This window comes from Undibacterium sp. TC9W, from assembly GCF_049339865.1.
In the GTDB taxonomy this organism is placed as follows: Bacteria; Pseudomonadota; Gammaproteobacteria; order Burkholderiales; family Burkholderiaceae_D; genus Undibacterium.
The window spans coordinates 125260-148681 of sequence record NZ_JBMPPJ010000014.1; the positions used below are offsets into that span (position 1 = coordinate 125260).

Annotated in this window: 26 protein-coding genes; 20 read left to right on the forward strand and 6 right to left on the reverse strand. The window is 51.1% G+C overall.

Annotated elements, in window-relative coordinates:
* Positions 1 to 5 precede the first annotated feature (5 nt).
* The 8 genes from ACO0LN_RS19665 to ACO0LN_RS19700 all read left to right on the forward strand — a co-directional run bounded on the left by ACO0LN_RS19665 (position 6) and on the right by ACO0LN_RS19700 (position 7023).
* Positions 6 to 221 carry a TOBE domain-containing protein gene (locus ACO0LN_RS19665; RefSeq protein ID WP_110256421.1) on the forward strand — a complete coding sequence of 72 codons (216 nt, stop codon included), beginning with the start codon at positions 6 to 8 and terminating at the stop codon, positions 219 to 221.
* A 24-nt stretch (positions 222 to 245) separates the two neighbouring features.
* On the forward strand, positions 246 to 1091 hold the full coding sequence (locus ACO0LN_RS19670; RefSeq protein ID WP_422976661.1) for an EAL domain-containing protein: 846 nt from the start codon (positions 246 to 248) through the stop codon (positions 1089 to 1091).
* A gap of 284 nt (positions 1092 to 1375) precedes the next feature.
* Positions 1376 to 2230 carry a sulfate ABC transporter permease subunit CysT gene (gene cysT, locus ACO0LN_RS19675; protein WP_422976663.1) on the forward strand — a complete coding sequence of 285 codons (855 nt, stop codon included), beginning with the start codon at positions 1376 to 1378 and terminating at the stop codon, positions 2228 to 2230.
* A gap of 2 nt (positions 2231 to 2232) precedes the next feature.
* Positions 2233 to 3138, forward strand: coding sequence for a sulfate ABC transporter permease subunit CysW (gene cysW / locus ACO0LN_RS19680; protein WP_422976665.1), 906 nt, complete (start codon positions 2233 to 2235; stop codon positions 3136 to 3138).
* 18 nt (positions 3139 to 3156) lie between these two features.
* Entirely contained in the window at positions 3157 to 4221 is a 1065-nt protein-coding gene (locus ACO0LN_RS19685) for a sulfate/molybdate ABC transporter ATP-binding protein (protein WP_422976667.1), read from the forward strand.
* A 39-nt stretch (positions 4222 to 4260) separates the two neighbouring features.
* Positions 4261 to 5193, forward strand: coding sequence for a CysB family HTH-type transcriptional regulator (locus ACO0LN_RS19690; protein WP_422976669.1), 933 nt, complete (start codon positions 4261 to 4263; stop codon positions 5191 to 5193).
* Between the two features lie 131 nt (positions 5194 to 5324).
* Positions 5325 to 6188 (forward strand): ferritin-like domain-containing protein, encoded by an 864-nt coding sequence (locus tag ACO0LN_RS19695; protein ID WP_162043560.1) that lies wholly within the window; start codon positions 5325 to 5327, stop codon positions 6186 to 6188.
* A gap of 355 nt (positions 6189 to 6543) precedes the next feature.
* Positions 6544 to 7023, forward strand: coding sequence for an adenylyltransferase/cytidyltransferase family protein (locus ACO0LN_RS19700; protein ID WP_422976671.1), 480 nt, complete (start codon positions 6544 to 6546; stop codon positions 7021 to 7023).
* Here the strand turns inward: ACO0LN_RS19700 and ACO0LN_RS19705 are convergent.
* The 3 genes from ACO0LN_RS19705 to ACO0LN_RS19715 form a co-directional block, all read right to left on the reverse strand.
* Positions 7020 to 9500: a sensor domain-containing protein gene (locus ACO0LN_RS19705; protein WP_422976673.1), complete on the reverse strand. Its 2481-nt coding sequence runs from the start codon at positions 9498 to 9500 to the stop codon at positions 7020 to 7022. The genes ACO0LN_RS19700 and ACO0LN_RS19705 overlap by 4 nt on opposite strands.
* Positions 9501 to 9630: 130 nt before the next feature.
* Positions 9631 to 10101: a tRNA (uridine(34)/cytosine(34)/5-carboxymethylaminomethyluridine(34)-2'-O)-methyltransferase TrmL gene (trmL, locus tag ACO0LN_RS19710; protein WP_422976675.1), complete on the reverse strand. Its 471-nt coding sequence runs from the start codon at positions 10099 to 10101 to the stop codon at positions 9631 to 9633.
* 9 nt (positions 10102 to 10110) lie between these two features.
* Positions 10111 to 10851 carry a phosphoribosyltransferase family protein gene (locus tag ACO0LN_RS19715; protein ID WP_422976677.1) on the reverse strand — a complete coding sequence of 247 codons (741 nt, stop codon included), beginning with the start codon at positions 10849 to 10851 and terminating at the stop codon, positions 10111 to 10113.
* Between the two features lie 71 nt (positions 10852 to 10922).
* On the opposite strand from ACO0LN_RS19715, the gene ACO0LN_RS19720 reads away from it, so the two are divergent.
* The 7 genes from ACO0LN_RS19720 (at position 10923) to ACO0LN_RS19750 (ending at position 16744) form a co-directional block, all read left to right on the forward strand.
* Positions 10923 to 11837 (forward strand): methyltransferase domain-containing protein, encoded by a 915-nt coding sequence (locus ACO0LN_RS19720; protein WP_422976679.1) that lies wholly within the window; start codon positions 10923 to 10925, stop codon positions 11835 to 11837.
* A 222-nt stretch (positions 11838 to 12059) separates the two neighbouring features.
* A complete protein-coding gene (coxB, locus tag ACO0LN_RS19725) occupies positions 12060 to 13247 on the forward strand; it encodes a cytochrome c oxidase subunit II (protein ID WP_422976681.1) in 1188 nt (395 codons plus the stop codon).
* A 24-nt stretch (positions 13248 to 13271) separates the two neighbouring features.
* Positions 13272 to 14867: a cytochrome c oxidase subunit I gene (ctaD, locus tag ACO0LN_RS19730; RefSeq protein WP_422976683.1), complete on the forward strand. Its 1596-nt coding sequence runs from the start codon at positions 13272 to 13274 to the stop codon at positions 14865 to 14867.
* A gap of 48 nt (positions 14868 to 14915) precedes the next feature.
* A complete protein-coding gene (locus ACO0LN_RS19735; protein WP_232063105.1) occupies positions 14916 to 15023 on the forward strand; it encodes a cytochrome oxidase small assembly protein in 108 nt (35 codons plus the stop codon).
* Between the two features lie 12 nt (positions 15024 to 15035).
* Entirely contained in the window at positions 15036 to 15632 is a 597-nt protein-coding gene (locus ACO0LN_RS19740; RefSeq protein WP_422976685.1) for a cytochrome c oxidase assembly protein, read from the forward strand.
* Positions 15629 to 15844 carry a DUF2970 domain-containing protein gene (locus ACO0LN_RS19745; protein ID WP_162043552.1) on the forward strand — a complete coding sequence of 72 codons (216 nt, stop codon included), beginning with the start codon at positions 15629 to 15631 and terminating at the stop codon, positions 15842 to 15844. The genes ACO0LN_RS19740 and ACO0LN_RS19745 overlap by 4 nt, the downstream gene beginning before the upstream one ends.
* A 39-nt stretch (positions 15845 to 15883) precedes the next feature.
* Positions 15884 to 16744, forward strand: a complete 861-nt coding sequence (locus ACO0LN_RS19750) for a cytochrome c oxidase subunit 3 (RefSeq protein WP_422976687.1) — start codon at positions 15884 to 15886, stop codon at positions 16742 to 16744.
* A gap of 126 nt (positions 16745 to 16870) precedes the next feature.
* On the opposite strand, the gene ACO0LN_RS19755 is transcribed toward ACO0LN_RS19750, so the two are convergent.
* Positions 16871 to 17071, reverse strand: a complete 201-nt coding sequence (locus ACO0LN_RS19755) for a twin transmembrane helix small protein (RefSeq protein WP_110256438.1) — start codon at positions 17069 to 17071, stop codon at positions 16871 to 16873.
* Between the two features lie 62 nt (positions 17072 to 17133).
* On the opposite strand from ACO0LN_RS19755, the gene ACO0LN_RS19760 reads away from it, so the two are divergent.
* Genes ACO0LN_RS19760 through ACO0LN_RS19780 form a run of 5 tightly spaced genes read left to right on the forward strand, consistent with a single transcriptional unit; the run spans position 17134 to position 21032 of the window.
* On the forward strand, positions 17134 to 17847 hold the full coding sequence (locus ACO0LN_RS19760) for an SURF1 family protein (RefSeq protein ID WP_422976689.1): 714 nt from the start codon (positions 17134 to 17136) through the stop codon (positions 17845 to 17847).
* 34 nt (positions 17848 to 17881) lie between these two features.
* Positions 17882 to 18439 carry an SCO family protein gene (locus ACO0LN_RS19765; RefSeq protein WP_422950357.1) on the forward strand — a complete coding sequence of 186 codons (558 nt, stop codon included), beginning with the start codon at positions 17882 to 17884 and terminating at the stop codon, positions 18437 to 18439.
* A gap of 33 nt (positions 18440 to 18472) precedes the next feature.
* Complete coding sequence (locus ACO0LN_RS19770) at positions 18473 to 19564, forward strand: COX15/CtaA family protein (protein WP_422976691.1); 1092 nt, start codon at positions 18473 to 18475, stop codon at positions 19562 to 19564.
* Positions 19561 to 20445: a heme o synthase gene (gene cyoE / locus ACO0LN_RS19775; RefSeq protein WP_422976693.1), complete on the forward strand. Its 885-nt coding sequence runs from the start codon at positions 19561 to 19563 to the stop codon at positions 20443 to 20445. The genes ACO0LN_RS19770 and cyoE overlap by 4 nt, the downstream gene beginning before the upstream one ends.
* Entirely contained in the window at positions 20442 to 21032 is a 591-nt protein-coding gene (locus ACO0LN_RS19780) for an SCO family protein (protein WP_422976695.1), read from the forward strand. Before cyoE ends, ACO0LN_RS19780 begins: the two co-directional genes overlap by 4 nt.
* A 175-nt stretch (positions 21033 to 21207) precedes the next feature.
* Here ACO0LN_RS19780 and rpoH read toward each other — a convergent pair whose 3' ends face one another.
* Together rpoH and ACO0LN_RS19790 are read right to left on the reverse strand one after the other, a co-directional pair.
* Positions 21208 to 22104: an RNA polymerase sigma factor RpoH gene (gene rpoH, locus ACO0LN_RS19785; RefSeq protein ID WP_422950255.1), complete on the reverse strand. Its 897-nt coding sequence runs from the start codon at positions 22102 to 22104 to the stop codon at positions 21208 to 21210.
* A 380-nt stretch (positions 22105 to 22484) separates the two neighbouring features.
* Positions 22485 to 23399: a cell division protein FtsX gene (locus ACO0LN_RS19790; protein WP_422976697.1), complete on the reverse strand. Its 915-nt coding sequence runs from the start codon at positions 23397 to 23399 to the stop codon at positions 22485 to 22487.
* Between the last annotated feature and the right edge of the window lie 23 nt (positions 23400 to 23422).

A 23422-nucleotide genomic window follows, 5' to 3' on the forward strand; every position in this document is an offset into this window, starting at 1 on the left:
TTATCATGAGCATACAAGCTATCAACGTCCGTAATCAATTTCGCGGCAAAATCAAGGCCATCATCGAAGGATCTGTTGTGTCTGAAGTCGATGTCGAGACACCCGCAGGCATCGTCACTTCTGTCATTACTACGCGCTCCATCAAAGACTTGAACCTGGTCATCGGTTCAGAAGTTGTGGCGTTGGTAAAAGCGACAGAAGTTTCTATTGCCAAGTTATAGATAGAATTTTAAGCTGAGGCAGGCATGCATTCTCCCGCATTGCAAAACTACCTGAGTCGTCTGCAAAGTACGCTGGCCACCACCAACTTGTGGCTGGATGAGCAAGGGCGTGCGCGCGGACGTTATTTTAATTCCACCCTGACCAGCGCCTTCCAGGCCATACGCGCTGGAGATGATGGCCGTATTATTGCTTATGAGGCCTATGCACGCAGCTATGCCAGTGATGACCAGGGCCTGAACATCTGGAAATTGCTGGAAAACGCCGCTAATGATGATGAGTCGGTAGAGCTGGACAGGCTGTGCCGGCTCTTGCATACCCTGAATTTTTACCGGCAGCCAGAAAGTGCCAAGCTGGATTTATACCTGAGTGTGCATAGCCGCTTGCTGGCAGCAGTGGAGGGTAATCATGGCATGGCGTTCCGCCGTATCCTTGATGTGCTGGAGTTGCCACATCCCGATATAGTTTTGCAACTGCCCTTGATCACGCCGAGTCAGCGCTGGGTCTTGACCCACGTTGCCGAGAATTACCGGCGCAATGGCTTTCGCATAGGCTTGCATGCGGGCAGCCTGGAGCAAGCTGTTGATTTGCTGGACCGCATACGGCCTTCATCCATCAAGCTTGATATCAGTCTGGCCAATGATGCAGAGGCGCAAGTGCGTTTGCTGGAGCAGGCTGACCGGGCCCAGTGCCACATTATTTTCCGTCGCATAGAAAATCAGAAGCGCCTGCAGGCATTGCGTGAGACCAATCAGACTGCCAGCCCTTATCTGTTACAGGGTTTCTTGTTTGATTTGCCCAAAGCGATATTGTTAAGCCGTGAAGAAAGCAAGCTGAGCTTCCATTACGAAGAGGAATTCAAACTCGCCTGAGATTTTCCATCTCAACAACTAACGTAGAGATCAGCAGAGATCACCGATGCAGATGCTTGCAGAGGTGTTTTTGCGTTTTTGCGCTTTCTGCGTATGCAAAACCAAAAAATGCCTGATTCATCGTCAATTCAATGACTTATAAATAATTTTTTGGTATTTTTGCTCATTAACGTCTAATCTATATGCGAAAAACGTATGTAGGCATAAGAAAAAATTCGTTTTCTATATAACAAAATACTGGGAAGATTGCTCATCGATAGTCATATCTGTAATAAAGGCTAAGCATGGCGCAGTTTTTAGGATCAAATAAAAAGGCAAGACGGGTGATGCCCGGCTTTCAGCTTTCTCTGGGTTTTACCCTGTTTTATCTGGGCTTGATTGTCCTGATACCGCTTTCTGCCGTATTCCTGAAAACCTTCACCATGACCTGGGAAGCCTTTTGGAATACCGTCACTTCTGACCGTGTGATGGCATCTTACCGCCTGACTTTTGGTGCGTCCCTGCTGGGTGCGCTGATCAATGTCTTCTTTGGCGGCATCGTTGCCTGGGTGCTGGTGCGCTACAAGTTTCCTGGCAAGCGTCTCATCGATGCACTGGTGGATTTGCCATTTGCCCTGCCCACCGCTGTCGCGGGCATTACCCTGGCAACCCTGTATGCGCCAAATGGCTGGATAGGTAAATTGCTGACACCATTGGGCATCAAGGTTGCCTACACGCCTCTCGGTATTTTGATTGCGCTGACATTCATCGGCCTGCCTTTCGTGGTGCGCACTGTACAACCCGTGCTGGAAGAGGCTGAAAAAGAACTGGAGGAAGCAGCCGTCAGCCTGGGGGCCAGCCATCTGCAGACTTTCCTGCGTGTGATCTTGCCCAGTATCTTGCCTGCCTTGCTGACCGGTTTTGCACTGGCCTTTGCCCGCGCTACTGGCGAATATGGCTCAGTGATTTTTATCGCTGGCAACATGCCCATGATTTCTGAAATTACGCCGCTATTCATGATTACCAAACTCGAACAATATGATTATGCCGGGGCGACGGCGATTGCCGTGGTCATGCTGTTGCTGTCGTTCACCCTGTTGCTGACGATTAATGCGTTGCAGGCCTGGACGCGCAGCCGCCAAAATGCAGGGAGGGATTGATCATGACGACAGCCGCCATCAATACGCCGGTCAAGGCGCCCATCACTGCACGCAGGCATGAGCCGGTGATAACCCCAGCGGCAACGCTGGAGCCGCTATGGGTACGGATAGTCTTGACCGTGACCGCATTGCTTTTCCTGACTCTGTTTTTATTCATTCCACTGGCAGCCGTTTTTGCTGAAGCACTGAAAAAAGGTTGGGAAGTTTACCTGGCAGCGATAGTAGAAGCAGATGCCTTGTCTGCCATCAAGCTGACCCTGATAGCCGCAGGCATAGCCGTGCCGCTGAACCTGGTGTTTGGCGTAGCGGCAGCCTGGACTATCGCCAAGTTTGAATTCCGTGGCAAGAATGTTTTGCTGACACTGATCGATTTGCCGTTCTCGGTGTCACCGGTTATTTCTGGCCTGATCTATGTGTTGCTGTTTGGTGCGCAGGGCTGGTTTGGTGAATGGCTGCGTGATCATGAAATCAAGATTTTGTTTGCGGTGCCCGGTATTGTGCTGGCAACCATCTTCGTGACTTTTCCATTCGTCGCCCGTGAATTGATACCGCTGATGCAGGCACAGGGTAGCGAAGAAGAAGAGGCTGCACTGGTACTCGGCGCATCTGGCTGGAAGACTTTCTGGTACGTGACCTTGCCGAATATTAAGTGGGGTTTGCTGTATGGCGTGATTCTGTGTAATGCGCGTGCCATGGGTGAATTTGGCGCGGTATCGGTAGTGTCTGGTCATATCCGTGGCGAGACCAATACCATGCCGCTGCAAGTCGAGATTTTATATAACGAGTACAACTTCACCGCCGCCTTTGCTGTCGCGTCACTGCTGACCTTGCTGGCCTTGTTGACACTGGCTCTGAAAACATTAGTCGAATGGCGTACCAATGAAAACCGCCAATTGCCACAAGAATAAAGAGAGAAGGGGTTCACCGTGAGTATCGCTGTTAATCAATTACAAAAACGCTTTGGTAGTTTTACCGCACTGGACAATGTCTCGCTGGATTTTCCGAATGGTGAACTGACCGCCTTGTTGGGACCATCAGGTTGCGGCAAGACTACCCTGCTGCGCATCATCGCCGGTCTGGAATATGCCGACAGTGGTCAGGTTTTGCTCGACGGGCAAGATGCTTCGGCCCAGCATGTGCGTGAACGCCAGGTCGGCTTTGTGTTCCAGCACTATGCCTTGTTCAAGCATATGACGATTTTTGAAAACATCGCTTTTGGCTTGCGCGTCAAACCGCGTCATCTGCGCCCTGCAGAAAGCGAGATCAAGGAGAAAGTCACCAAGTTGCTGGAACTGGTGCAGCTCGACTGGCTGGCTGACCGTTATCCGCCACAATTGTCTGGCGGCCAGCGTCAGCGTATCGCACTGGCACGTGCATTGGCGGTGGAGCCTCGCGTGCTCTTGCTGGATGAGCCTTTCGGCGCACTGGATGCCAAGGTACGCAAGGAATTGCGCCGCTGGTTGCGCCGTCTGCATGATGAATTGCATGTCACCAGCATTTTTGTCACGCATGACCAGGAAGAAGCGCTGGAAGTGGCTGACAAGATCGTGCTGATGAACCATGGCAAAGTTGAACAGGTAGGTGCACCGGCCGAGGTATACCATCATCCGGCCACGCCTTTTGTGTACGGCTTCCTGGGTAATGTGAACCTGTTCCGTGGCCGCATCCATGAAGGCATACTTGATGCTGGCGGCGTACCATTTGAAGCGCCAGGCCATGCCGAAACCCGTGACGCTTTTGGTACTGGCTATGTGCGCCCGCATGAACTAGAAATAGACCGCTATTCGCCCGGAGCTGCCGGCCTCAATGTGCAACTCCGCCGCGTCCACAGCATAGGCCCGCTGGCCCAGCTTGAACTGGAAAGAGATGACAACGGCGAACTGGTCGAAGCCATGATTTCTACAGAACGCTATGAACAACTGAAACTCAAAGTCGGCGAAGCCCTGGTAGTGCGCCCTAAACGCCTGCATGTCTTTGTCGATACCCAATAAATAGTAAATACGAAATAATAAATAAAAATAAGGTGCCTTATGAATTTCCAACAATTACGCTCCATCCGTGAAGCTTCTCGCCGTGGTTACAACCTGACTGAAGTGGCAAATGTGCTGTTCACTTCCCAGCCCGGCGTCAGTCGCCAGATCCGCGAACTGGAAGAAGAACTTGGTGTCGATATTTTCGAACGTAATGGCAAACGCCTGACCGGCCTGACAGAACCTGGCAAGGACATATTGCCCATCATCGAAAGATTGCTGCTGGAAGCAGAAAACCTGCGCCAGGCTGGCGAGGACTATTCTGACCAGTCCAAAGGCACGCTGACGATAGCCACCACCCATACCCAGGCGCGCTATGTGTTGCCAAAGGTCGTGCAAGGCTTTCGTCAGGCTTTCCCTGAAGTGCGCATAGCCCTGCAACAAAGTTCCCCAGAACATATTGCTGAATGGGTATTGTCTGGCAAGGCTGACATTGGTATCGCGACGGAAGGTCTGTCACAGTTCAAGGACCTGGCCTCTTTCGCCTGCTATGAATGGAATCACGTTGTCGTCGTGCCAGAAGGTCATCCTTTATTGAGCAAGGAAGAACTGACGCTGGAAGACCTGTCGAATTATCCACTGATTACTTATGACGTTGGTTTCACAGGCCGTGGTCATATCGACGATGCTTTCCGCCTGGCTGGTTTGCGCACCGATATCGTCCTGACTGCGATGGATTCTGACGTTATCCAGCAATATGTGGCGCTGGGTCTGGGCGTGGGTCTGGTGGCTTCGATGGCCATAGAAGTGCAACGTGCACATGGCTTGAGGACAATTTCGGCCAGCCACTTGTTTGCATCGAATGTGACACGTCTGGCGGTACGCCGTGGCGCTTACCTGCGCGCTTATACCTATGAATTCATACAACAGTTTGCACCTAATCTGGACAGGGATGAGGTCAGGCAGGCAGTCAGCGAAAACGAAATAAGTTAAGCAAACTGCACAAGCTGTTGCATTCCCGCCTAAATTTTGAGCAATTAAGGCACTGTCGTGAAGGCGTCACATCTCTCTGGTAAAATTAGGAAAATTATTCTAATTTCCGCAATTTTTATCAGAGGTTGACCATGCTTTACCCTGAATTGTTTAAGTCTTTGGAGCAAGTGCGTTGGAATATGGAGTCAGACATCCCCTGGGATAAATATGACGCCAGCAAACTGACGCCTGAGCAGGCGCAAACCATCAAGATGAATGCCATCACTGAATGGTCTGCGCTGCCAGCGACAGAAATGTTCTTGCGTGATAACCGTGGCGACAGTGACTTCTGCGCCTTTATGTCCATCTGGTTTTTTGAAGAACAAAAACATTCCCTGGTCTTGATGGAATACCTGCGCCGCTTCCATCCTGAACTGGTGCCGACTGAAAAAGAACTCGACAATGTACGTTTCGAGTTTGACCCTGCGCCACCGCTGGAAACCCTGATGCTGCATTTCTGTGGTGAGATACGCCTGAACCACTGGTACCGCTGTGCATCTGACTGGCATACCGAACCTGTCATCAAGCATATCTACAAAATCATCAGCCAGGATGAAGCACGCCACGGCGGTGCTTATCTGCGCTACATGAAAAAATCCCTGGCCGAAGTCGGCGACGTGGCCCGTGCTGCATTTTCCAAGATCGGTGTCCTGATGGCGTCTGCCAGGCGTACAGAAAAACCTTTGCACCCGACCAACTTACATGTGAATCAGGCATTGTTCCCGAACGACACCATACAATCACGTCTGCCTGACCCTGATTGGCTGGAACGCTGGCTCGATGGCCAGATCAAGTTTGATGGCGTGTGGGAAAAGAAAGTCGTCGATCGCATCCTGCACAATATGTCGCTGCTGTTCGAGCGTACTTTCGAAACCGTGCAAGACTTGAACCGCTATCGCAAGGAAGTTGCGCAAAGGCTGGTTATTTTGCCTGGCAGCTTGCCTAGTGCTGCATAAATCTGGTTTGAAGCTGTACAATCGCCGCTAATCATTAGCGGCTTTTTTTTATAAATTCAAGACCGTTCAACACAGAGACACAGAGGTTGCACAGAGGGGCACAGAGAAGTTCAAGAGAGAAAATAAACGCGAATGTTTGCAATTCGTAGGTTGGGCTACGCTCTATCAGCCCAACACTCAGCATATAAATCACGTATACGTTTATTAAAGGCAAAGTGTTGGGCTGATGAAACGTAGCCTAGCGAGGCCCGGTCCAACCTACAACAGAATACGATTTTGCTTTTCTCTGTGCTTCCTCTGTGTCTCCGTGCCTCTGTGGTGAGAGGTTTTCGTAAAAATACCCACAAAGTTTCTTATGCCAGAATTCGAAAAAAAACTCACTACCCGCGAGCAATTGGCGGAACGTGTACTCGAGCTACCCAAACCCGTGGTCATGACCAACGGCGTATTCGACATCCTGCACCGTGGTCATGTCAGCTATCTCGCTGATGCGCGCGAATTTGGTGCTTCGCTGGTGGTAGCGGTGAATACGGATGCCTCGGTCAAACGCCTGGGCAAGGGCGATGACCGGCCCGTCAATACCTGTGCAGACCGTATGGCGGTGTTGGCAGCACTGGAGTCTGTCAGCCTGGTGGTGGAATTTGATGAAGATACCGCTTTGCAAGCCGTACTGGCAGCGCATCCTGATGTATATGTCAAAGGCGGCGATTACGATATGACAGCCATACCGGAAGGTCAGGCTGTGCTGGGCTATGGTGGCACGGTGGCCGCCATTGATTTTGAGCATGACCGTTCTACCAGCAAATTGCTGGCCAAAGTGCGCTCGGGTGTTTAAGTTTTTTGTTGCTGCAGCAAAAGCTCAAATTCTTCCGGTGGCAAGGGTTTCGAGAATAAATAACCTTGGGCAAAATCGCAGCCGGCCTGTTTCAGCAAGTTATGCTGTTGTTGCGTCTCCACCCCTTCGGCGATGACCTTCAAATCCAGCTTGTGCGCCATCATAATGATGGCTTCAGACAAGACAATATCACTGGCATCTGTTGCCAGGTTACGGACGAAGGACTGGTCTATCTTGAGGTAATCGATATCAAATTTCTTCAGGTAGGAAAGTGAAGAATAGCCGGTGCCAAAATCATCAAGCGCCACCTGTATCCCGGCATCGCGAAATTGCAAGAGTTTGCTGGTGATTTTCTGGCTGGCATCCAGCAATAAGCCTTCAGTAATTTCTACGCTGATGGCCTGGCCAGGCAGGTTTTGTAGCGCCAGCTCATGTATCCAGTTGATATAACGTTCCTGGTCACCCTGGAATTCCATGGGAGACTGATTGATACTGATCTGGAAGTCTGGGCGATACAGTTCGCGCCATCTCCTGACCCAGCGCAGTGCCTCGCGGAATACCAGGTCACCTATAGCGATGATCAGGCCGCTGGTTTCTGCAATGGGTATGAACTCTATGGGGCTGATGAATCCCCGTTGGGGATGTAGCCAGCGTACCAGAGCTTCAGCTTTTTGTATTTTTCCGCTATGGATATCGACGATGGGCTGGAAATAGACGCGCAGGCTATTTTCAGCAATCGCAGTGCGCAGATCATTCGTCATGCGCAGACGTGCCAATGCAGCAGTCTGCAGGCCGGGCGTGAAATAGCTGAAGCGATTCCGGCCCTGGGCCTTGGCCGCATACATGGCCTGGTCGGCATGCTTGATGAGGTCATCCAGATTGTCGGCATCGCGCGGGTAGATGGTGATACCCACGCTGGCAGACAAATAGATTTCTTCGCCCGCCAGCTGGAAGGGGGTGGACATGCTGCGTATGATGTTTTGCGCGATGGTCTCAGCCCGGTTTTCCTCATGCATCTCTGGCAGCGAAACGGTGAATTCATCACCACCGAGGCGGGCCACGGTATCGCTTTCCCTGACGCACTTGCGTAGCCGGTGCGCGGCTTCTATCAACAAGGCATCGCCAGTCGAGTGGCCCAGTGTGTCGTTGACCTCCTTGAAAAAGTCCAGGTCGATGAACAGCACAGCCAGCGCCAGCTTATGGCGTTTGCTGAGCTTGATGTCGTGATCCAGCCTTTCATAAAACATGCGCCGGTTCGGCAGGCCGGTCAGGGTATCGATATTTGCCTGTTGCCAGATCAGGGCTTCGGTTTTTTTCTTTTCGGTGATATCAAGCACCGTGCCCAGCATGCGCTGCGCCCGCCCATCCCTGTCCCATTCCACCACCGCACCGACAGACAGTATCCATGCCCATTCACCACTAGCTTTCTTTTGCCGGAATTCGACCCGATATTCATCGCTCCTGCCCTCCAGATGTTCTTTGAAAGCGCGCGCTGCTGCGGGGATATCCTCGGGATGCACCCTGGCTACCCAGTTCTTTTTATTCTCTCGAAAACCATCATGTGCAAAACCCAGCATGTGCGCATATTCTGGGCTGACTATGGCATCGCCAGTCAGCACGTTCAAGTCATATAAGCCCTGATGAGTAGCTGACAGTGCCATGCGCAAGCGTTCTTCGCTTTCACGCAGGGCAACTTCAGCCTGCTTTCGCTCTGAAATATCGGTGTGGGTGCCCACCACGCGGGTTGGCTTGCCATCCCTATCACGCTGTATGACCGTACCGCGTGTCAGTATCCATTTCCAGCTGCCATCCTTGCATTGCACCCGGTGCTCATTGATATAAATGGGTGTCTTGCCATCAAAATGGGCTTGCCTGTCCAGATCCATCTGTTTCAGATCGTCAGGATGGGTACGCCTGTCCAGCTCTTCGGACAAATCAGCTATGTCTTCTTTTGTATAGCCATAAATTTCGCGCAGGCGGTCAGACAATATCTCTATCCCAGTTTGCGGGTACCAGTCCCAGACACCATCACCAGAACCTTCCAGTGCCAGTTGCCAGCGCTCTTCATGCAGATGTAATTGCTCTTCACTTTGCTTGCGCTGGCTGATATCAATAATCATGGCATAGCAACCCCTGACCTTGCCGTCCTGATCAAATACTGGAAAGAGCTGGGCTGAGATACTGCGGGTACCGCCGTGCAGGTAGGGTACCGTGGTTTCGTAGGCGATGCATTCTCCTGACAGTGCACGCCTTACCTGGGGCCGCACATGTTGAAAAGCTTCTTCGCCTAAGACTTCGGCCATATGCTTGTTAATGACTGCGGAGCGGGATATGCCAAACCAGTCTATATATACCTGGTTGATGAATTGATAGTGGTAATTGGCATCTACATAAGAAATGCAGACGGGCAGGGCATCAATCAAATGCCGCAGTTGTTGCAAATCATTTTCAAATTGCTCAGTTGCCGGATTTTGCACGGTCTTGACCCTGATATTCGCTCTACTGCAAACATGCTAAAGGTTTTTTCAGCAAATGCAGTAAATTTCGGGTGCCGTGTGGTAATTTAGGTAATTAACATGTGGCAATGAAAACACTGTTCACCAAAACTTAGCTGCCGCCCGCAAAACCATTTTGACGCCAGGCCTCATACACCACGACTGCCACCGTATTGGATAAATTCAGGCTGCGATTATCTGGCCGCATGGGCAGGCGTATGCGCTGGCTGGCCGGAAAGGACTCGCGCAATTCAGGTGCTAGGCCGCGGGTTTCTGCACCAAATACAAAATAGTCACCGGGCTGGAAGGCCAGATTGGCGAAAGCTGTAGAGCCGTGGGTGGTCATGGCAAACATGCGGCTGCTGTCGGGCTGCTCGCTGGCAAGAAACGCTTCCCAATTCTTGTGTACTTTCATGGTCGCATAGTCATGATAATCAAGACCTGCGCGTTTCATCTTGCTATCGTCCAGGGGAAAGCCCAGTGGCTCTATCAAATGTAGTTGCACACCAGTGTTGGCACAGAGGCGGATGATGTTGCCAGTATTTGGCGGTATTTCTGGCTCGACCAGGACGACGTGAAACAAGTTGATTCCTTAGTGAATATGGGGAAGGGTGCGGGCAAAAACATAAGCTGTCACTTTGGCGGCACCGTAACGTTTCAGCATTGTAGCGATTTCATGCAGGGTCATGCCAGTGGTCATGACATCATCGACGATACCCACATGCGCGCCGCGCAGGCTTTCTTGCTGGCTTTCATCGACACAAAAGGCATTTTTGACATTGCGCGCCCTGGCGGCATTTGGCAAGCTGCTTTGCATCGCAGTGTTCCTGCTGCGTTGCAGGAGATGCATGTTGGCCGCTATGCCCAGATGCTTCGCCAGTGGGCGGGTAATTTCCCAGGCCTGGTTGAAGCCGCGCTCCGCCAGCCGGTCTTTACCCAGGGGCACGGCACACAGCAGATCCGGCAATTCATGGCCTTGCTGCTGCAATATGCTATCCCTCAGCATGCGGGCGAACCAGGGCGCCAGCGCCAGTTGATGGGCAAACTTCAAAGACAGTACCAACTGATCCTGAGGCGCTGCATAGTCGCAGACGCTCAGTGTGCGGTCAAAAGCTGGTGGATTGCTGAGACAATCTCCACAGCGTGGGCTGGCACTGGCGGGCGGCAAGGGCAGGGCACATTGCAGGCATCTGGTCTGCCCGGTCTGGAAATAGCGGGCATGGCATGCGTGGCAAACCACTTCGCTGCTATCCAGGCGGCACAGGGCGCAGGAATTTGGTATCAAGGCAGCCAGGCCTCTTTTCCAGGCCATTTTGAGTTTGTCTGTGATCATGAGCGCATGAGTGTATACAAGCGTGTAAACTGCCAGCTTAAAGAATAACGTAATTCATTATTATTTTGCCTATGTTGAGTGCTCCTATCAATCTGCAACTGGTGCGCCGCCTGTTTGCCGATGCGACAAAAATCCGCCCTTCCGACTTTTTGCGTCGCGAAATAGCCACGCGCATGCGTGAAAAACTGGAGCTCGTTAAAATCCAGCCTGCTGCTGTCCTGGATGCTGGTTGTGGCGAGTCAGATGATATTGCTGAATTGCAAAAAAGTTATCCTGCTGCACTGGCTTACGGCATTGATGCTTCTTTGTCCATGCTGGAGGCGGGCAAGCACAAGCATCTTGCGGCCAGGAGCGCAGTCGGGCGTTTGTTATCCAAATGGACGCCCGCGGCCTTGCGCCAAGAGTCCAGCCAGTATTTACTATGCGCTGATTTTGCCCGTCTGCCTATGGCAAATGCCAGCGTGGATCTGATCTGGTCGAATCTGGCATTGCACTGGCATCCCCAGCCTGACCTGGTGTTCGCCGAATGGCGCAGGGTTTTGCGCACTGATGGCCTGCTGATGTTTTCATGCTTTGGTCCGGATACCTTGATGGAATTGCGCCAGGCCTTTGCCGAAGTGGACGATTTGCCACACATACTCCCCTTTGTTGATATGCATGATTTTGGCGATATGCTGGTGAATGCCGGATTTTCCACGCCCGTCATGGATATGGAAAAAATCACGCTGACTTATGCCAGTGCCGATAAATTGCTGGAAGACGTGCGCGCCCTCGGGGGCAATCCATTGATGACACGCAGGCAAGCCTTGCTGGGCCGCAAAGCCCATGCGCGCTTGCTGGCAGCGCTGGATAAGCGCAAAGATGTCGATGGACGCATAGCTCTGACGCTGGAAGTGGTTTACGGCCATGCTTTCCGGCCTGTGAACCGCAAAACTGCCGCCGGAGAATCCATAGTCCGTTTTGATTTGCCTAAAAAATCACCTTAATCCAGATCAAAAAAAGCCGAAAAACTGTAAAATTTCTTCATAAATCTTTGTGACATTTGAGCGAGATCATAGATGTCATTCATGTATTCTGCTTGATATCGCCCTGCTTTACGCCTTATACTCTTGCAGTTGTGGAAGTTGCCGGAACGCATATGAAAATTTTTTGAATCTGTGTCCCTGGCGCTCTGTTAAAAGAATTCTAATCGGGTTTTGGGGAAATTCATGAAACATGCTAAGCGATTAAAGTCGTTCATGCTGGGTGCCTCGCTCTTGGCTGCTAGTCTGCCAACGTGGGCGGTGGTCAATGGTCCGGTAGTGGATATGAAGGGCGGTCCGGCAGTCAAGCAGTTGAATCTGCAGCCACCTGTTACGCAAATTGCGGAGCAAATCTATTCCATCCATAACCTGATGCTGGTTATCTGCATGGTCATTTTTGTGGCAGTTTTCGGGGTGATGTTTTATTCCATCCTGAAACACCGCAAGTCTGTCGGCCATAAGCCAGCTACTTTCCACGAAAGTACTGCTGTTGAGATCGCCTGGACAGTTGTGCCTTTCATCATCGTTATCGTCATGGCTTTGCCAGCAACAAAAACTGTTGTTGCAATGAAAGATACCTCGAACGCTGACATCACCATTAAAGCCACGGGCATGCAATGGAAATGGGGCTATGATTACCTGAAGGGTGAAGGCGAAGGTATTTCCTTCCTCTCGACACTGGCGACTCCCCGTACGCAAGTTGGTGCACCTGGCGTAGAACCTACAGAAAAACGCGGCGACAATTACCTGATTGAAGTTGACAATGAAGTCGTGGTGCCGGTCAACAAGAAAGTCCGCATTATTACCACCGCCAATGACGTTATCCATGCCTGGACTATCCCCGCGTTTGGCGTGAAACAGGATGCGATTCCTGGTTTTGTCCGTGACACCTGGTTCAAGGCTGAAAAAATCGGTACTTACCGTGGTCAGTGCGTAGAGCTGTGCGGTAAAGAACATGCCTTCATGCCTATCGTTGTCAATGTCGTTTCTGACGATGATTACAAAAAATGGGTGGATACCAAGAAAAAAGAAATGGCTGCCAAGGCAGATGATCCAAGCAAGGTCTGGACTGTAGATGAGCTGAAACAACGTGGCGAAAAAGTCTATACAGCAAACTGTGTGGCCTGCCATCAGGCGACCGGTAAGGGTGTACCAGGTGCTTTCCCTGCACTTGACGGCTCGGCTGTTGTGACTGGTCCTAAAGCAGCTCAAATCGGTATTTTGCTAAATGGTAAGGGTGGCATGCCAGCCTGGAAGGCTACTTTGTCTGACACAGAAATTGCTGCTGTAATCACTTATACCCGCAATAACTGGTCTAACAAGGCTGCTGAAAACATCGTCCAACCAGCTGAAGTTTTGGCTGCGCGTAAGTAATAAACAGGAAGAACAGGAGAAAAGATGAGCACTACTACAGTTGATCACGCTCACGATCACTCTCACGACCACGCGCATGACCATCCACATGGTTTCCAGCGCTGGTTGTTTGCAACCAACCATAAAGATATCGGTAGTTTGTATCTGTGGTTCGCTTTCACGATGTTGCTGGCCGGTGGCGTCATGGCCCTGGGCATCCGCAGTGAATTGTTCCAGCCTGGTCTGCAACTCATGCAGCCTGAGTTCTTTAACCAGTTGACCACCATGCATGGTCTGGTTATGGTTTTTGGTGCGATCATGCCGGCTTTCGTTGGTTTCGCCAACTGGATGATCCCGCTGCAGATCGGCGCGTCTGATATGGCATTTGCCCGTATGAACAACTTCTCGTTCTGGCTGATGCCTCCAGCAGCTCTGCTGCTGATGGGTTCTTTCTTTGTTCCTGGCGGTGCAACGGCTGCTGGCTGGACACTTTATGCACCATTGTCCACACAAATGGGCCCAGGCATGGATATGGCGATTTTCGCGGTCCACATCATGGGTGCGTCTTCCATCATGGGTTCCATTAACATCATCACTACCATCCTGAACATGCGCGCTCCTGGCATGACACTGATGAAGATGCCGATGTTCTGCTGGACCTGGTTGATTACTGCTTACCTGCTGATCGCTGTTATGCCAGTTCTGGCAGGTGCGATCACGATGACACTGACCGACCGTCATTTTGGTACATCCTTCTTTAATGCAGCCGGCGGCGGCGACCCTGTCATGTATCAGCACATTTTCTGGTTCTTCGGACATCCAGAGGTGTACATCATGATTTTGCCAGCCTTCGGTATCGTTTCCCAGATCGTTCCTGCATTTGCCCGCAAGCCTTTGTTTGGTTATGCATCGATGGTGTATGCAACCGCATCCATCGCGATCCTGTCCTTCATCGTCTGGGCGCATCACATGTTCACAACCGGTATGCCAGTGACGGCACAGTTGTTCTTCATGTACGCAACCATGCTGATCTCGGTACCTACCGGCGTGAAAGTATTTAACTGGGTTGCGACGATGTGGAAAGGCTCGATGACTTTCGAGACGCCTATGTTGTTTGCAGTCGGCTTCATCTTCGTGTTCACCATGGGCGGCTTTACTGGCCTGATCCTGGCGGTGACACCGATTGACATCCAGTTGCAAGATACTTACTACGTGGTTGCCCACTTCCACTATGTGTTGGTGGCTGGTTCCCTGTTTGCCTTGTTCGCCGGTTACTACTACTGGGGGCCAAAATGGACAGGTTTCATGTACAACGAAACACGCGGCAAAATCCACTTCTGGGGTTCGCTGATTTTGTTCAACGTGACCTTCTTCCCTATGCACTTCCTGGGCCTGGCCGGTATGCCACGTCGTTATGCCGACTACCCTGCGCAATTTACTGATTTCAATCAGGTTGCCACTATCGGTGCGTTTGGTTTTGGTTTGATGCAGGTATATTTCATCCTGGCAGTGGTTATCCCGTCCATCAAAGGCGGCATACCAGCAGCGGCGAAACCATGGGATGGTGCTGAAGGTCTGGAATGGACAGTGCCTAGCCCTGCGCCTTTCCATACTTTTGAAGAACCACCAGAATTCAAATAATGTAATGCGGCTGAGGCTTGCTCCGGTTCTGCCGGAGCAAGACAAAAAATGAGTAATCGAAAAAAACCGAATAACTTGCGAACTGCCATCATTCTGTTTTCTGTGGCACTGGTGTTCTTTGCCGGTGTCTTCATCAAGCAAACCTGGTTACGCTGATAGGATAGCTTCATGTCGCAAGAAGAATCCGGTGTTGCAGGCAAGAGCAAGCTGAATGCGAAAATGCTCGGCAAGTTGCTGGTGATTGCCTTGATGATGTTTGGATTTGGTTATGCTTTGGTACCCATTTACAAACAGATTTGTGAATTGACGGGTGTAAATATTCTGACGCCCAAGGATATCTCGGTCAAAGAAATATCCAATTCCCAGATCGACAGAAGCCGTGAAGTGACGGTGGAGTTTGATGCAAATACGCAAGGCCCGTGGCGTTTTCGTCCTACCGTGGCGAGCATGAAAGTGCACCCCGGTGAAATGACACAAATCGTTTATGAAGTAGTCAACAAGCAGTCATACAAGATGGATGCGCAGGCGATACCCAGCTACGCTCCACAACAGGCTGGCAATTACTTCAAAAAGATGGAATGTTTTTGTTTCAAGCAGCAGACTCTGGGGCCAAATGAAGCAAGGCAAATGCCGGTAGTGTTTTATCTGGATCCGGCCTTGCCTAAAGATGTGAAGACGATTACCTTGTCTTATACCTTCTTTGAAGTTGGCGTCAAGCCACAGGCAGCACCTGGCGTAGCTGGAGAAGGGCAGGGTAAGTCATGACAGATTTGAAAGAAGCAAGCAAGCGTAAGGCTTCGTTTTTCGCAACAATGAAAGCCGTATTCTGGTCGTTTTTGGGGATACGCAAGAAAACTGATTATGAGCAGGATGCAGCGCAGTTGAATCCTGTTCACGTGATTATTGCCGGCATCATAGGTGCGCTGATCTTTATTTCAGTGCTGATCATGATAGTCAGGCATGTAGTCGCAAAATAACAATTCAAGTAGTACATTAAATTGCATCGGGAGATGGAAATGAGTTCTCAACACGCTAATGCGCCATACTATTTTGTGCCTGGCCCATCCAAATGGCCAGTACTTGGTGGCACCACCTTATTGCTGACCATGATAGGTGCTTCTGCCTGGGTCAATGGCCTGGCCTGGGGTTCTTACCTGAACTTCGCCGGTATTATCCTGACACTGGTGGTCTTGTATAACTGGTTTGGTGATGCGATTGCTGAATCTGAAGGCGGTAAATACAGCGCCCGTATTGATGTCTCCTTCCGCTGGAGCATGAGCTGGTTCATTTTCTCTGAAGTGATGTTCTTTGCAGCCTTCTTTGGCGCATTGTTCTATGCACGTACTATCTCCATGCCATGGCTGGCTGATTTTGATCACAAAGTCCTGTGGCCTGATTTTGCTGCCAACTGGGGTAATGTAGGCCCGGCTGGCACGGTCGAAGCCTTCAAGACCATGGGTCCTTTCCCTATCCCTACAATCAATACGGCCTTGTTGCTGACTTCCGGCGTGACGCTGACGATTGCTCACCACGCCTTGCGTGAAGGCCATCGTGCCAAGACAGCATTCTGGTTGTTTGCCACAGTCTTGCTGGGTGCGGTGTTCATGGGCTTCCAGGCTTACGAGTACATGCATGCGTACAGCGAACTGAACCTGAAACTGACTTCCGGTATCTACGGTTCCACTTTCTTCATGCTGACCGGTTTCCATGGTTTCCATGTGACCATGGGTGCGATCATGTTGTCGGTGGTCTTGTATCGTGTCATGAAGGGCCATTTCACACCTGAGCACCACTTCGCATTTGAAGGCGCTGCCTGGTACTGGCACTTTGTTGATGTGGTCTGGCTGGGTCTGTACGTTGTTGTTTACTGGCTGTAAGCAAGCTTTAGTAGCAAAAAATAGCGTAAAAAAGCCGCACAGTTAGTGCGGCTTTTTTACATATATGGAATTGTCTGAATAGCTGGTGGTACTGAAACCAGTCCGTCACTAAAATTCGGGCTGGATTTACCTGATACCGGTAGGTTGTATCAAGCCAAAATGATTGGCCAGCAGGATCAGCAAAAACAGCGTGATAGAAAAACCTACCCGAAATGCCAGTGCCTTGACCGTGCGATTGCTTTTCCCCTTGTCTTTCATCAGGTAAACCAGGGCAGACCCCAGGCTGAACAGGATAAGGAAAAAAGCGATGGCGACAAGAATTTTCATATTCGGTTATTGTTGGTGCTTTTAATTGATCGACTCTTGCATTGTAATGCCTTAATACCTGAATGCCTATTTCCTTCCGTTTCCGCCTGATCCCGTTTATTGCCTGTCTGCTGCTGGCCAGCCTGGGCATCGCTTTGGCGCAATGGCAGACCCGCAGGGCAGAAGAAAAAGAAATGCTGGCAGCACAAATGGCCGAGCGCCAGCATTTGCCTGTACTGATGTTGAATGCGCAAACGCCACCCGGACAGTTGCAGGCGTTTCGCAAGCTGCAAGTCAGTGGACAATTCATACGCGAATGGCCCTTGTATCTGGATAACCGCCCTCTGCAGGGAAAAGCCGGTTTGTATGTGCTGATGCCTTTCAAGCTGGCCAATAGCAGTAAATATGTCTTGATTGCCCGTGGCTGGCACCCGCGCGATGCACGTGACCGTATGCATATGCCAGATATTCCTGCCGCTGGTGGCCAGGTCGTGCTGGAAGGCATGCTCAGGGACAGGCTAGAGCGGGTAATGCAACTCGGCCAGGCCGAAGTGGTCAAACCGGGCAGCCTCTTGCAAAATATCGATGTGGAAGCATTGGCAAAACAGACGCGCTGGGATTTTTATCCCTTTGTGCTGGAACAAACTTCCTTGGAAAACGATGGTCTCTCGCGCGAATGGCCGATGCCTTCGGCAGGTGCTGACAAGCACAGGGGCTATGCCTTTCAATGGTATGCGCTGGCTCTGATGGCCTTCTTATTCTTTGTTGTTACTGGATTTCGTCGTGGAAAAAACTGAAAAGCAAAAGTCGCGTGGTCGCTGGAAATTATTGATGGTGCTGGCAGTCTGTGCTGCCCCCATGGTTTTTTCCTATCTGGCTTACTATGTCATCAAACCTGAAGGCCGCACCAATTACGGCACTATTCTTGACCCGCGCAATTACCCCATGCCCAAACTGGCCGGGCATCTGCTGGGTGCAGCGGCGACTGATCCCGTGATTGGCCTGGAAGCCTATAAAGGCAAGTGGCTGATGCTGCAGGTAGATAGCGGTGCCTGTGCTGAGGCTTGCCAGAAAAGAATGTATGACATCCGCCAGTTGCGTACCGCCCAGGGCAAGGAAATGGACAGGATAGAGCGCGTCTGGCTGATCACCGACGATGCCCCCATTGATACCATGCTGATACGCCAGCATGATGGTGCACGCATGCTGAAGGTCGATGCAGCCGCCCTCAAGGCCTGGTTGCCGACTGAAAGCGACACCCAGATCAGCGACCATATTTACCTGATCGATCCGCTCGGCAATCTGATGATGCGGTATCAAAAAAATGCAGATGCCAACAAGATTAAAAAAGACCTCAGCAAATTATTGCGTGCGTCAGCGATAGGTTAAAAGATAGCTTAAGCGATAGGTGAAACAATAATCATGTGGTTGCAGATTGCATTGACAGCACTGATGGTCGCAGTAATACCGGCGGCTATGGTGTTCCTGTCCAGGGAAAAGAATAAATACCGCAAGCTCATCGCGGTGACTGTCACGTTGACTTTTGAGCTCATCATGTTTGGCGCATTTACCCGCCTGACAGACTCTGGCCTGGGTTGCCCGGACTGGCCGGGTTGCTATGGCCAGTCCAACCCCTTGCAATCTCATGCTGCGATCAAGGCGGCAGAAATTGCCATGCCCACTGGCCCCGTGACTTTGCAAAAAGCCTGGATAGAAATGGTGCACCGCTATCTGGCCATGAGTGTGGGCATACTGATTATTGCCCAGATGGCTATTGCCTGGGTACGCCGCCGGCAGCTTCCAAGCAGCCCCTGGCTGGCAACTTTCCTGCTGTTCTTTGTTTGCCTGCAAGGTGCATTCGGCGCCTGGACTGTCACCCTCAAGCTGCAACCCGTCATAGTGACCACTCACCTAATCCTCGGCATGGGTTTGCTGGCACTGCTCAGTGCCAGTCTGGAACAGCAAAGCAGCTCGCTGCCGGGCCGCAGCATTGCTGCCGCCGATGGCAGGCGCATGCTATGGCCAGCCAGCCTGGCTTTAGTGCTGGTGTTTGTGCAAATCAGTCTGGGTGGTTGGGTAAGTACTAACTATGCTGCCCTGGCTTGCCAGGACTACCCCATGTGCAATGGCCAGGTCATACCGGCGATGGACTTTGAACATGGTTTCAGCCTATGGCGCCAGCTGGGCCAGACTGTGAATGGCGATTACCTGCCTTTTAATGCCCTGGTTGCCATACACTGGGTGCACAGGAACTTTGCCTTGCTGGTAGTCGCAGTCTGTCTGTGGGCCGCGTTCAGGGCGCGCAAGATTACCGGGCTGGAAAAGCTGGGCCACCATATCTTGCTCGCGATTGTTGCCCAATTCATCATCGGCATTTCTACCGTCTTTTTTTCCTGGCCTTTGCTGCTGGCAGTTTTGCATAATGGGATGGCTGCCATGCTCGTGCTTTTGCTGACCATGTTAAACTACCGCATAAGGCATGTGAGCCTTGCCGCTGCCAAAGATAGATCATGACCACTTTAAGTTTGCCTTCCAACCGACTGGCTCAGTACTGGGCTTTGACCAAACCCCGTGTGACTCAGCTCGCGGTATTTTGCGCCGTCATCGGCATGTTCCTGGCGACACCGGAGTTGCCTGCCTGGCGCGTAGTCGTCGCTGCCACTGTAGGTATCTGGCTGCTGGCAGGCGCTGCTTTTGCCGTAAATTGCCTGGTGGAAAAAGAAATTGATTCCCGCATGGCCAGAACAGCACGCCGTGCGACTGCCCAGGGTGAAATCACTGTGCCACAGACCCTGGTGTTCTCGGGTGTCATCGGTGGCATGGGCATGTGGGTTTTGTATACCATGGTCAATCCCCTGACCATGTGGCTGACATTTACGACCTTTGTTGGCTATGCTGTCGTTTATACCATCATCCTGAAACCGGCAACACCGCAGAACATCGTCATCGGTGGTTTGTCAGGTGCCATGCCACCCGCGCTGGGCTGGGCAGCAGTGGCAAACGATGTGCCCATGCAGGCCTGGTTGCTGGTATTGATCATCTTTGTCTGGACGCCACCGCATTTTTGGGCGCTGGCCATGTACAGGCGCGATGATTACGCGCGTTCCGGCCTGCCGATGTTGCCGATAACGCATGGCCTGGAATTTACCCGCTTCCACATCTGGCTGTATACGATAGCGCTGTTTGCCACCACCATGCTGCCCTATGCGGTGCACATGAGCGGTCTGATTTACCTGATAAGCGCGATTATTCTGGGCGTGATCTTCCTGTGGTATGCGTGGCGCATTTACAAGCACTATGATGATGTACTGGCACGCAAGACTTTTGCCTATTCTATTATCTACCTGTCCCTGCTGTTTGCAGCTTTGTTGATTGATCACTATATCAAGCTATGAAAATTCTGAAGCACCTCGCCAGTATGCTGATGGCGCTGAGTTTGCTCGGTTTGGCGGCTTGCATGCCAGCCCAGGAAAAATTCAATAACACCGATCTGACTGGCCTTGATTACGCCAAAGACTTTGCCCTGACGGATCACAATGGCAAGCAGCGCACCCTGGCAGACTTCAAGGGCAAGGCGGTAGTCATCTTCTTTGGCTATACCCAATGCCCGGATGTCTGCCCGACCACCATGGCAGAAATGGCGAGTGTCATGAAATTGCTAGGACCTGATGCCGACAAGGTGCAGGTCCTGTTTGTGACCCTGGATCCTGAACGCGATACCCAGGCTTTGCTGGCCAACTATGTCCCCAATTTTGACAAACGCTTTCTGGGTTTGTTTGGCGATGCTGCCGCAACGGCCAAAGTTGCCAAAGAATTTAAAGTGTTTTATCAAAAGGTAGAAGGCAAAACACCCGGCAGCTATACCATGGACCATACAGCGGGTAGTTATGTATTTGATCCTCAGGGGCGCATCCGTTTATTCTTGCGCCATGGACAGGGAGCAGAACCTGTTGCCCATGATTTGAAAATCCTGCTGAAGTAAGGCGGCAAAGAATACAAAGCAGACGGCACTCTGGCCACGAAATTGGCGGCGAAATTGGCCGCGAAATCGACCACGAATAGTCCCGCACCCGGCCACAAAAATGGCCACAAAGCCGCTGGATAAAACAAAAGGCACTCTCGCGAGTGCCTTTTTCTTTTGCTACAGCATGTTTTGATTATGCAAAGCTGCTGAGGCTGCCCTTCATTTTCTTCAGGGCTGCGCTTTCGATCTGGCGTATGCGTTCGGCAGACACACCGTATTCATCGGCCAGTTCGTGCAGGGTGGAGCCTGTACCATCATCATTTTTCAACCAGCGTGATTCTATGATGTGGCGTGAGCGTGCATCCAGTTTGGACAGGGCAGATTCCAGGCCTTCGCTTTGCAGACGGTCATACTGGCGTGTTTCCAGCACACGGGTAGGTTCGTCGGATTCAGTCTTCAGATAAGCGATAGGAGCGAACTTTTCATCGTCATCATCCGTTGGTGCATCCAGAGCAATATCGTGGCCGGACAAACGCATTTCCATTTCGATGACTTCTTCGCGCTTGACATCCAGCGTTGATGCCAGTGCATCAATTTGCTTTGGTGTCATCGCGTCCAGGCCTTCTTTATGGCTGCGCAGGTTAAAGAACAGTTTGCGCTGTGCTTTGGTCGTTGCTACTTTGACCAGGCGCCAGTTTTTCAAAATGTACTCATGCATTTCAGCCTTGATCCAGTGCATGGCATAGGACACCAGACGTACACCCTGGTCAGGGTCAAAGCGTTTAACGGCTTTCATCAGGCCGATATTGCCTTCCTGGATCAAGTCAGCATGGGGCAAGCCATAGCCGAGGTAACCGCGGGCGATCGATACGACCAGGCGCAGATGTGACATAACCAGTTGCTGCGCAGCAGCCAGGTCATTGTCATTACGCAATTTGTTCGCAAAGTCTATCTCTTCCTGATGCGTGAGCATAGGCAGACGATTGACTGCAGAAATATAGGCATCAATATTACCCAGCGTGCCACTAAAACCTAAAGCCAGCGCTGTGCTGTCTGTTGCAGGGATCAATTGTGTCGATGTAGTTGCCATTTTTCCTCCTTATTGCTGCCTTAAGAGTATCAATTACTCCTTTTGGCACTTTCAAGTTCCTATATTAGCACTCTCTTGAGAAGAGTGCTAATACTCAGATTCTATGAAGTTCATCAAATAAATCTATTGAAAAACAAGCATTCATTTACAACATGTATAGTGCTTAGATAGATGCCTGGGTGGAAAGTTGCAATCAATTCGATGCAAATTGTAAAAGCCTGTTGCAAAAATCACGATGCGCAGACTGCTGCAATGGTGCACGATCACTAGCGACTAATAGAGAACACTAGTAATCACCAAGTACCAACAAGCTTCAGCACTATGAAGACGAAGCAAGAACAGATTTATTGTGCGCTTATTGAGCAAATGGCGCGAAGAATTCAGCTTGCGCGCGCCAATTGCCTTCTTACCGACAGAAAAACACCAACCAACCCAAGCAACATGCTAACAGCCAATAGTATGGCGCTCTGTACGATACCCAACGGAGCAAGGTGAAATTCCGATGCATATAATTTAGCAAATTCTGCAATTGCCTTGTTCAAGGGTTGCAGGGATGCCGCAATCAGGCCCAGTGCGAGGCCACCTGCCAGCAAGCCCAGCAAGGCGCCGGTATAGTAATAAGGCTTGTGAATGAAACTATTGGTCGCACCCAGCAGGCGCGATACGGCAATTTCTGCCCTGTGCGAAATCACTTGCAGGCGGGTGGCATTAAACACCACGACCACCACCACCACACCCAGAGTGGCAGCCAGGAACAACAAACCAAGCTGCATGATTTGCACCAGTGCTGCCAGGCGCTTGACCCAGGCGGAATCGAGTTGCACGACATCGACATCCTGCATTTGCTTTATTTCTTCGACCAGCGCCTCTATCTTGCCCGCATCACTATTCGACATGGACAAGACATAGGCATCAGGCAGCGGATTGCCACCCAATGTAGATAAGACTTCTGCCAGGTTGGATGATTGCTCGAGACTGGCCAGGGCCTTGTCCTTGGGGATGAAGTTCAGGTTGGCCGTAATGTTTTTCTCTTTCAGCAATTTTTTCAGTGGTATCGACAAGGCTGTGGCCGTTGCCCTCGGTGTGTCCGGGCTGACGAAGATGCTGATCTCAGGTTCTATGGACAGTTGCGACGAGATGGGACGTATATTTTCTATCAGGGTCAGGCCGGCGATGGGCAAGGCCAGCGCGATCGCCACTACCAGCACATTGAACAGGAAATTACCCGGGCTGCCACGCAAATGGCCGAACGCGCTCTTGATGGCGAACAAGTGTTGACGAAACCAGTTGGTCATGAATTCTTCCTTGTTATTCTGTA

Coding starts and splice junctions, on each gene's coding strand:
- ACO0LN_RS19665 (WP_110256421.1), top strand. CDS start 6: ATGAGCATACAAGCTATCAACGTCCGTAATCAATTTCGCGGCAAAATC.
- ACO0LN_RS19670 (WP_422976661.1), top strand. CDS start 246: ATGCATTCTCCCGCATTGCAAAACTACCTGAGTCGTCTGCAAAGTACG.
- cysT (WP_422976663.1), top strand. CDS start 1,376: ATGGCGCAGTTTTTAGGATCAAATAAAAAGGCAAGACGGGTGATGCCC.
- cysW (WP_422976665.1), top strand. CDS start 2,233: ATGACGACAGCCGCCATCAATACGCCGGTCAAGGCGCCCATCACTGCA.
- ACO0LN_RS19690 (WP_422976669.1), top strand. CDS start 4,261: ATGAATTTCCAACAATTACGCTCCATCCGTGAAGCTTCTCGCCGTGGT.
- ACO0LN_RS19695 (WP_162043560.1), top strand. CDS start 5,325: ATGCTTTACCCTGAATTGTTTAAGTCTTTGGAGCAAGTGCGTTGGAAT.
- ACO0LN_RS19700 (WP_422976671.1), top strand. CDS start 6,544: ATGCCAGAATTCGAAAAAAAACTCACTACCCGCGAGCAATTGGCGGAA.
- ACO0LN_RS19715 (WP_422976677.1), bottom strand. CDS start 10,851: ATGATCACAGACAAACTCAAAATGGCCTGGAAAAGAGGCCTGGCTGCC.
- ACO0LN_RS19720 (WP_422976679.1), top strand. CDS start 10,923: ATGTTGAGTGCTCCTATCAATCTGCAACTGGTGCGCCGCCTGTTTGCC.
- coxB (WP_422976681.1), top strand. CDS start 12,060: ATGAAACATGCTAAGCGATTAAAGTCGTTCATGCTGGGTGCCTCGCTC.
- ctaD (WP_422976683.1), top strand. CDS start 13,272: ATGAGCACTACTACAGTTGATCACGCTCACGATCACTCTCACGACCAC.
- ACO0LN_RS19735 (WP_232063105.1), top strand. CDS start 14,916: ATGAGTAATCGAAAAAAACCGAATAACTTGCGAACTGCCATCATTCTG.
- ACO0LN_RS19740 (WP_422976685.1), top strand. CDS start 15,036: ATGTCGCAAGAAGAATCCGGTGTTGCAGGCAAGAGCAAGCTGAATGCG.
- ACO0LN_RS19745 (WP_162043552.1), top strand. CDS start 15,629: ATGACAGATTTGAAAGAAGCAAGCAAGCGTAAGGCTTCGTTTTTCGCA.
- ACO0LN_RS19750 (WP_422976687.1), top strand. CDS start 15,884: ATGAGTTCTCAACACGCTAATGCGCCATACTATTTTGTGCCTGGCCCA.
- ACO0LN_RS19755 (WP_110256438.1), bottom strand. CDS start 17,071: ATGAAAATTCTTGTCGCCATCGCTTTTTTCCTTATCCTGTTCAGCCTG.
- ACO0LN_RS19760 (WP_422976689.1), top strand. CDS start 17,134: ATGCCTATTTCCTTCCGTTTCCGCCTGATCCCGTTTATTGCCTGTCTG.
- ACO0LN_RS19765 (WP_422950357.1), top strand. CDS start 17,882: ATGGTGCTGGCAGTCTGTGCTGCCCCCATGGTTTTTTCCTATCTGGCT.
- ACO0LN_RS19770 (WP_422976691.1), top strand. CDS start 18,473: ATGTGGTTGCAGATTGCATTGACAGCACTGATGGTCGCAGTAATACCG.
- cyoE (WP_422976693.1), top strand. CDS start 19,561: ATGACCACTTTAAGTTTGCCTTCCAACCGACTGGCTCAGTACTGGGCT.
- ACO0LN_RS19780 (WP_422976695.1), top strand. CDS start 20,442: ATGAAAATTCTGAAGCACCTCGCCAGTATGCTGATGGCGCTGAGTTTG.
- rpoH (WP_422950255.1), bottom strand. CDS start 22,104: ATGGCAACTACATCGACACAATTGATCCCTGCAACAGACAGCACAGCG.
- ACO0LN_RS19790 (WP_422976697.1), bottom strand. CDS start 23,399: ATGACCAACTGGTTTCGTCAACACTTGTTCGCCATCAAGAGCGCGTTC.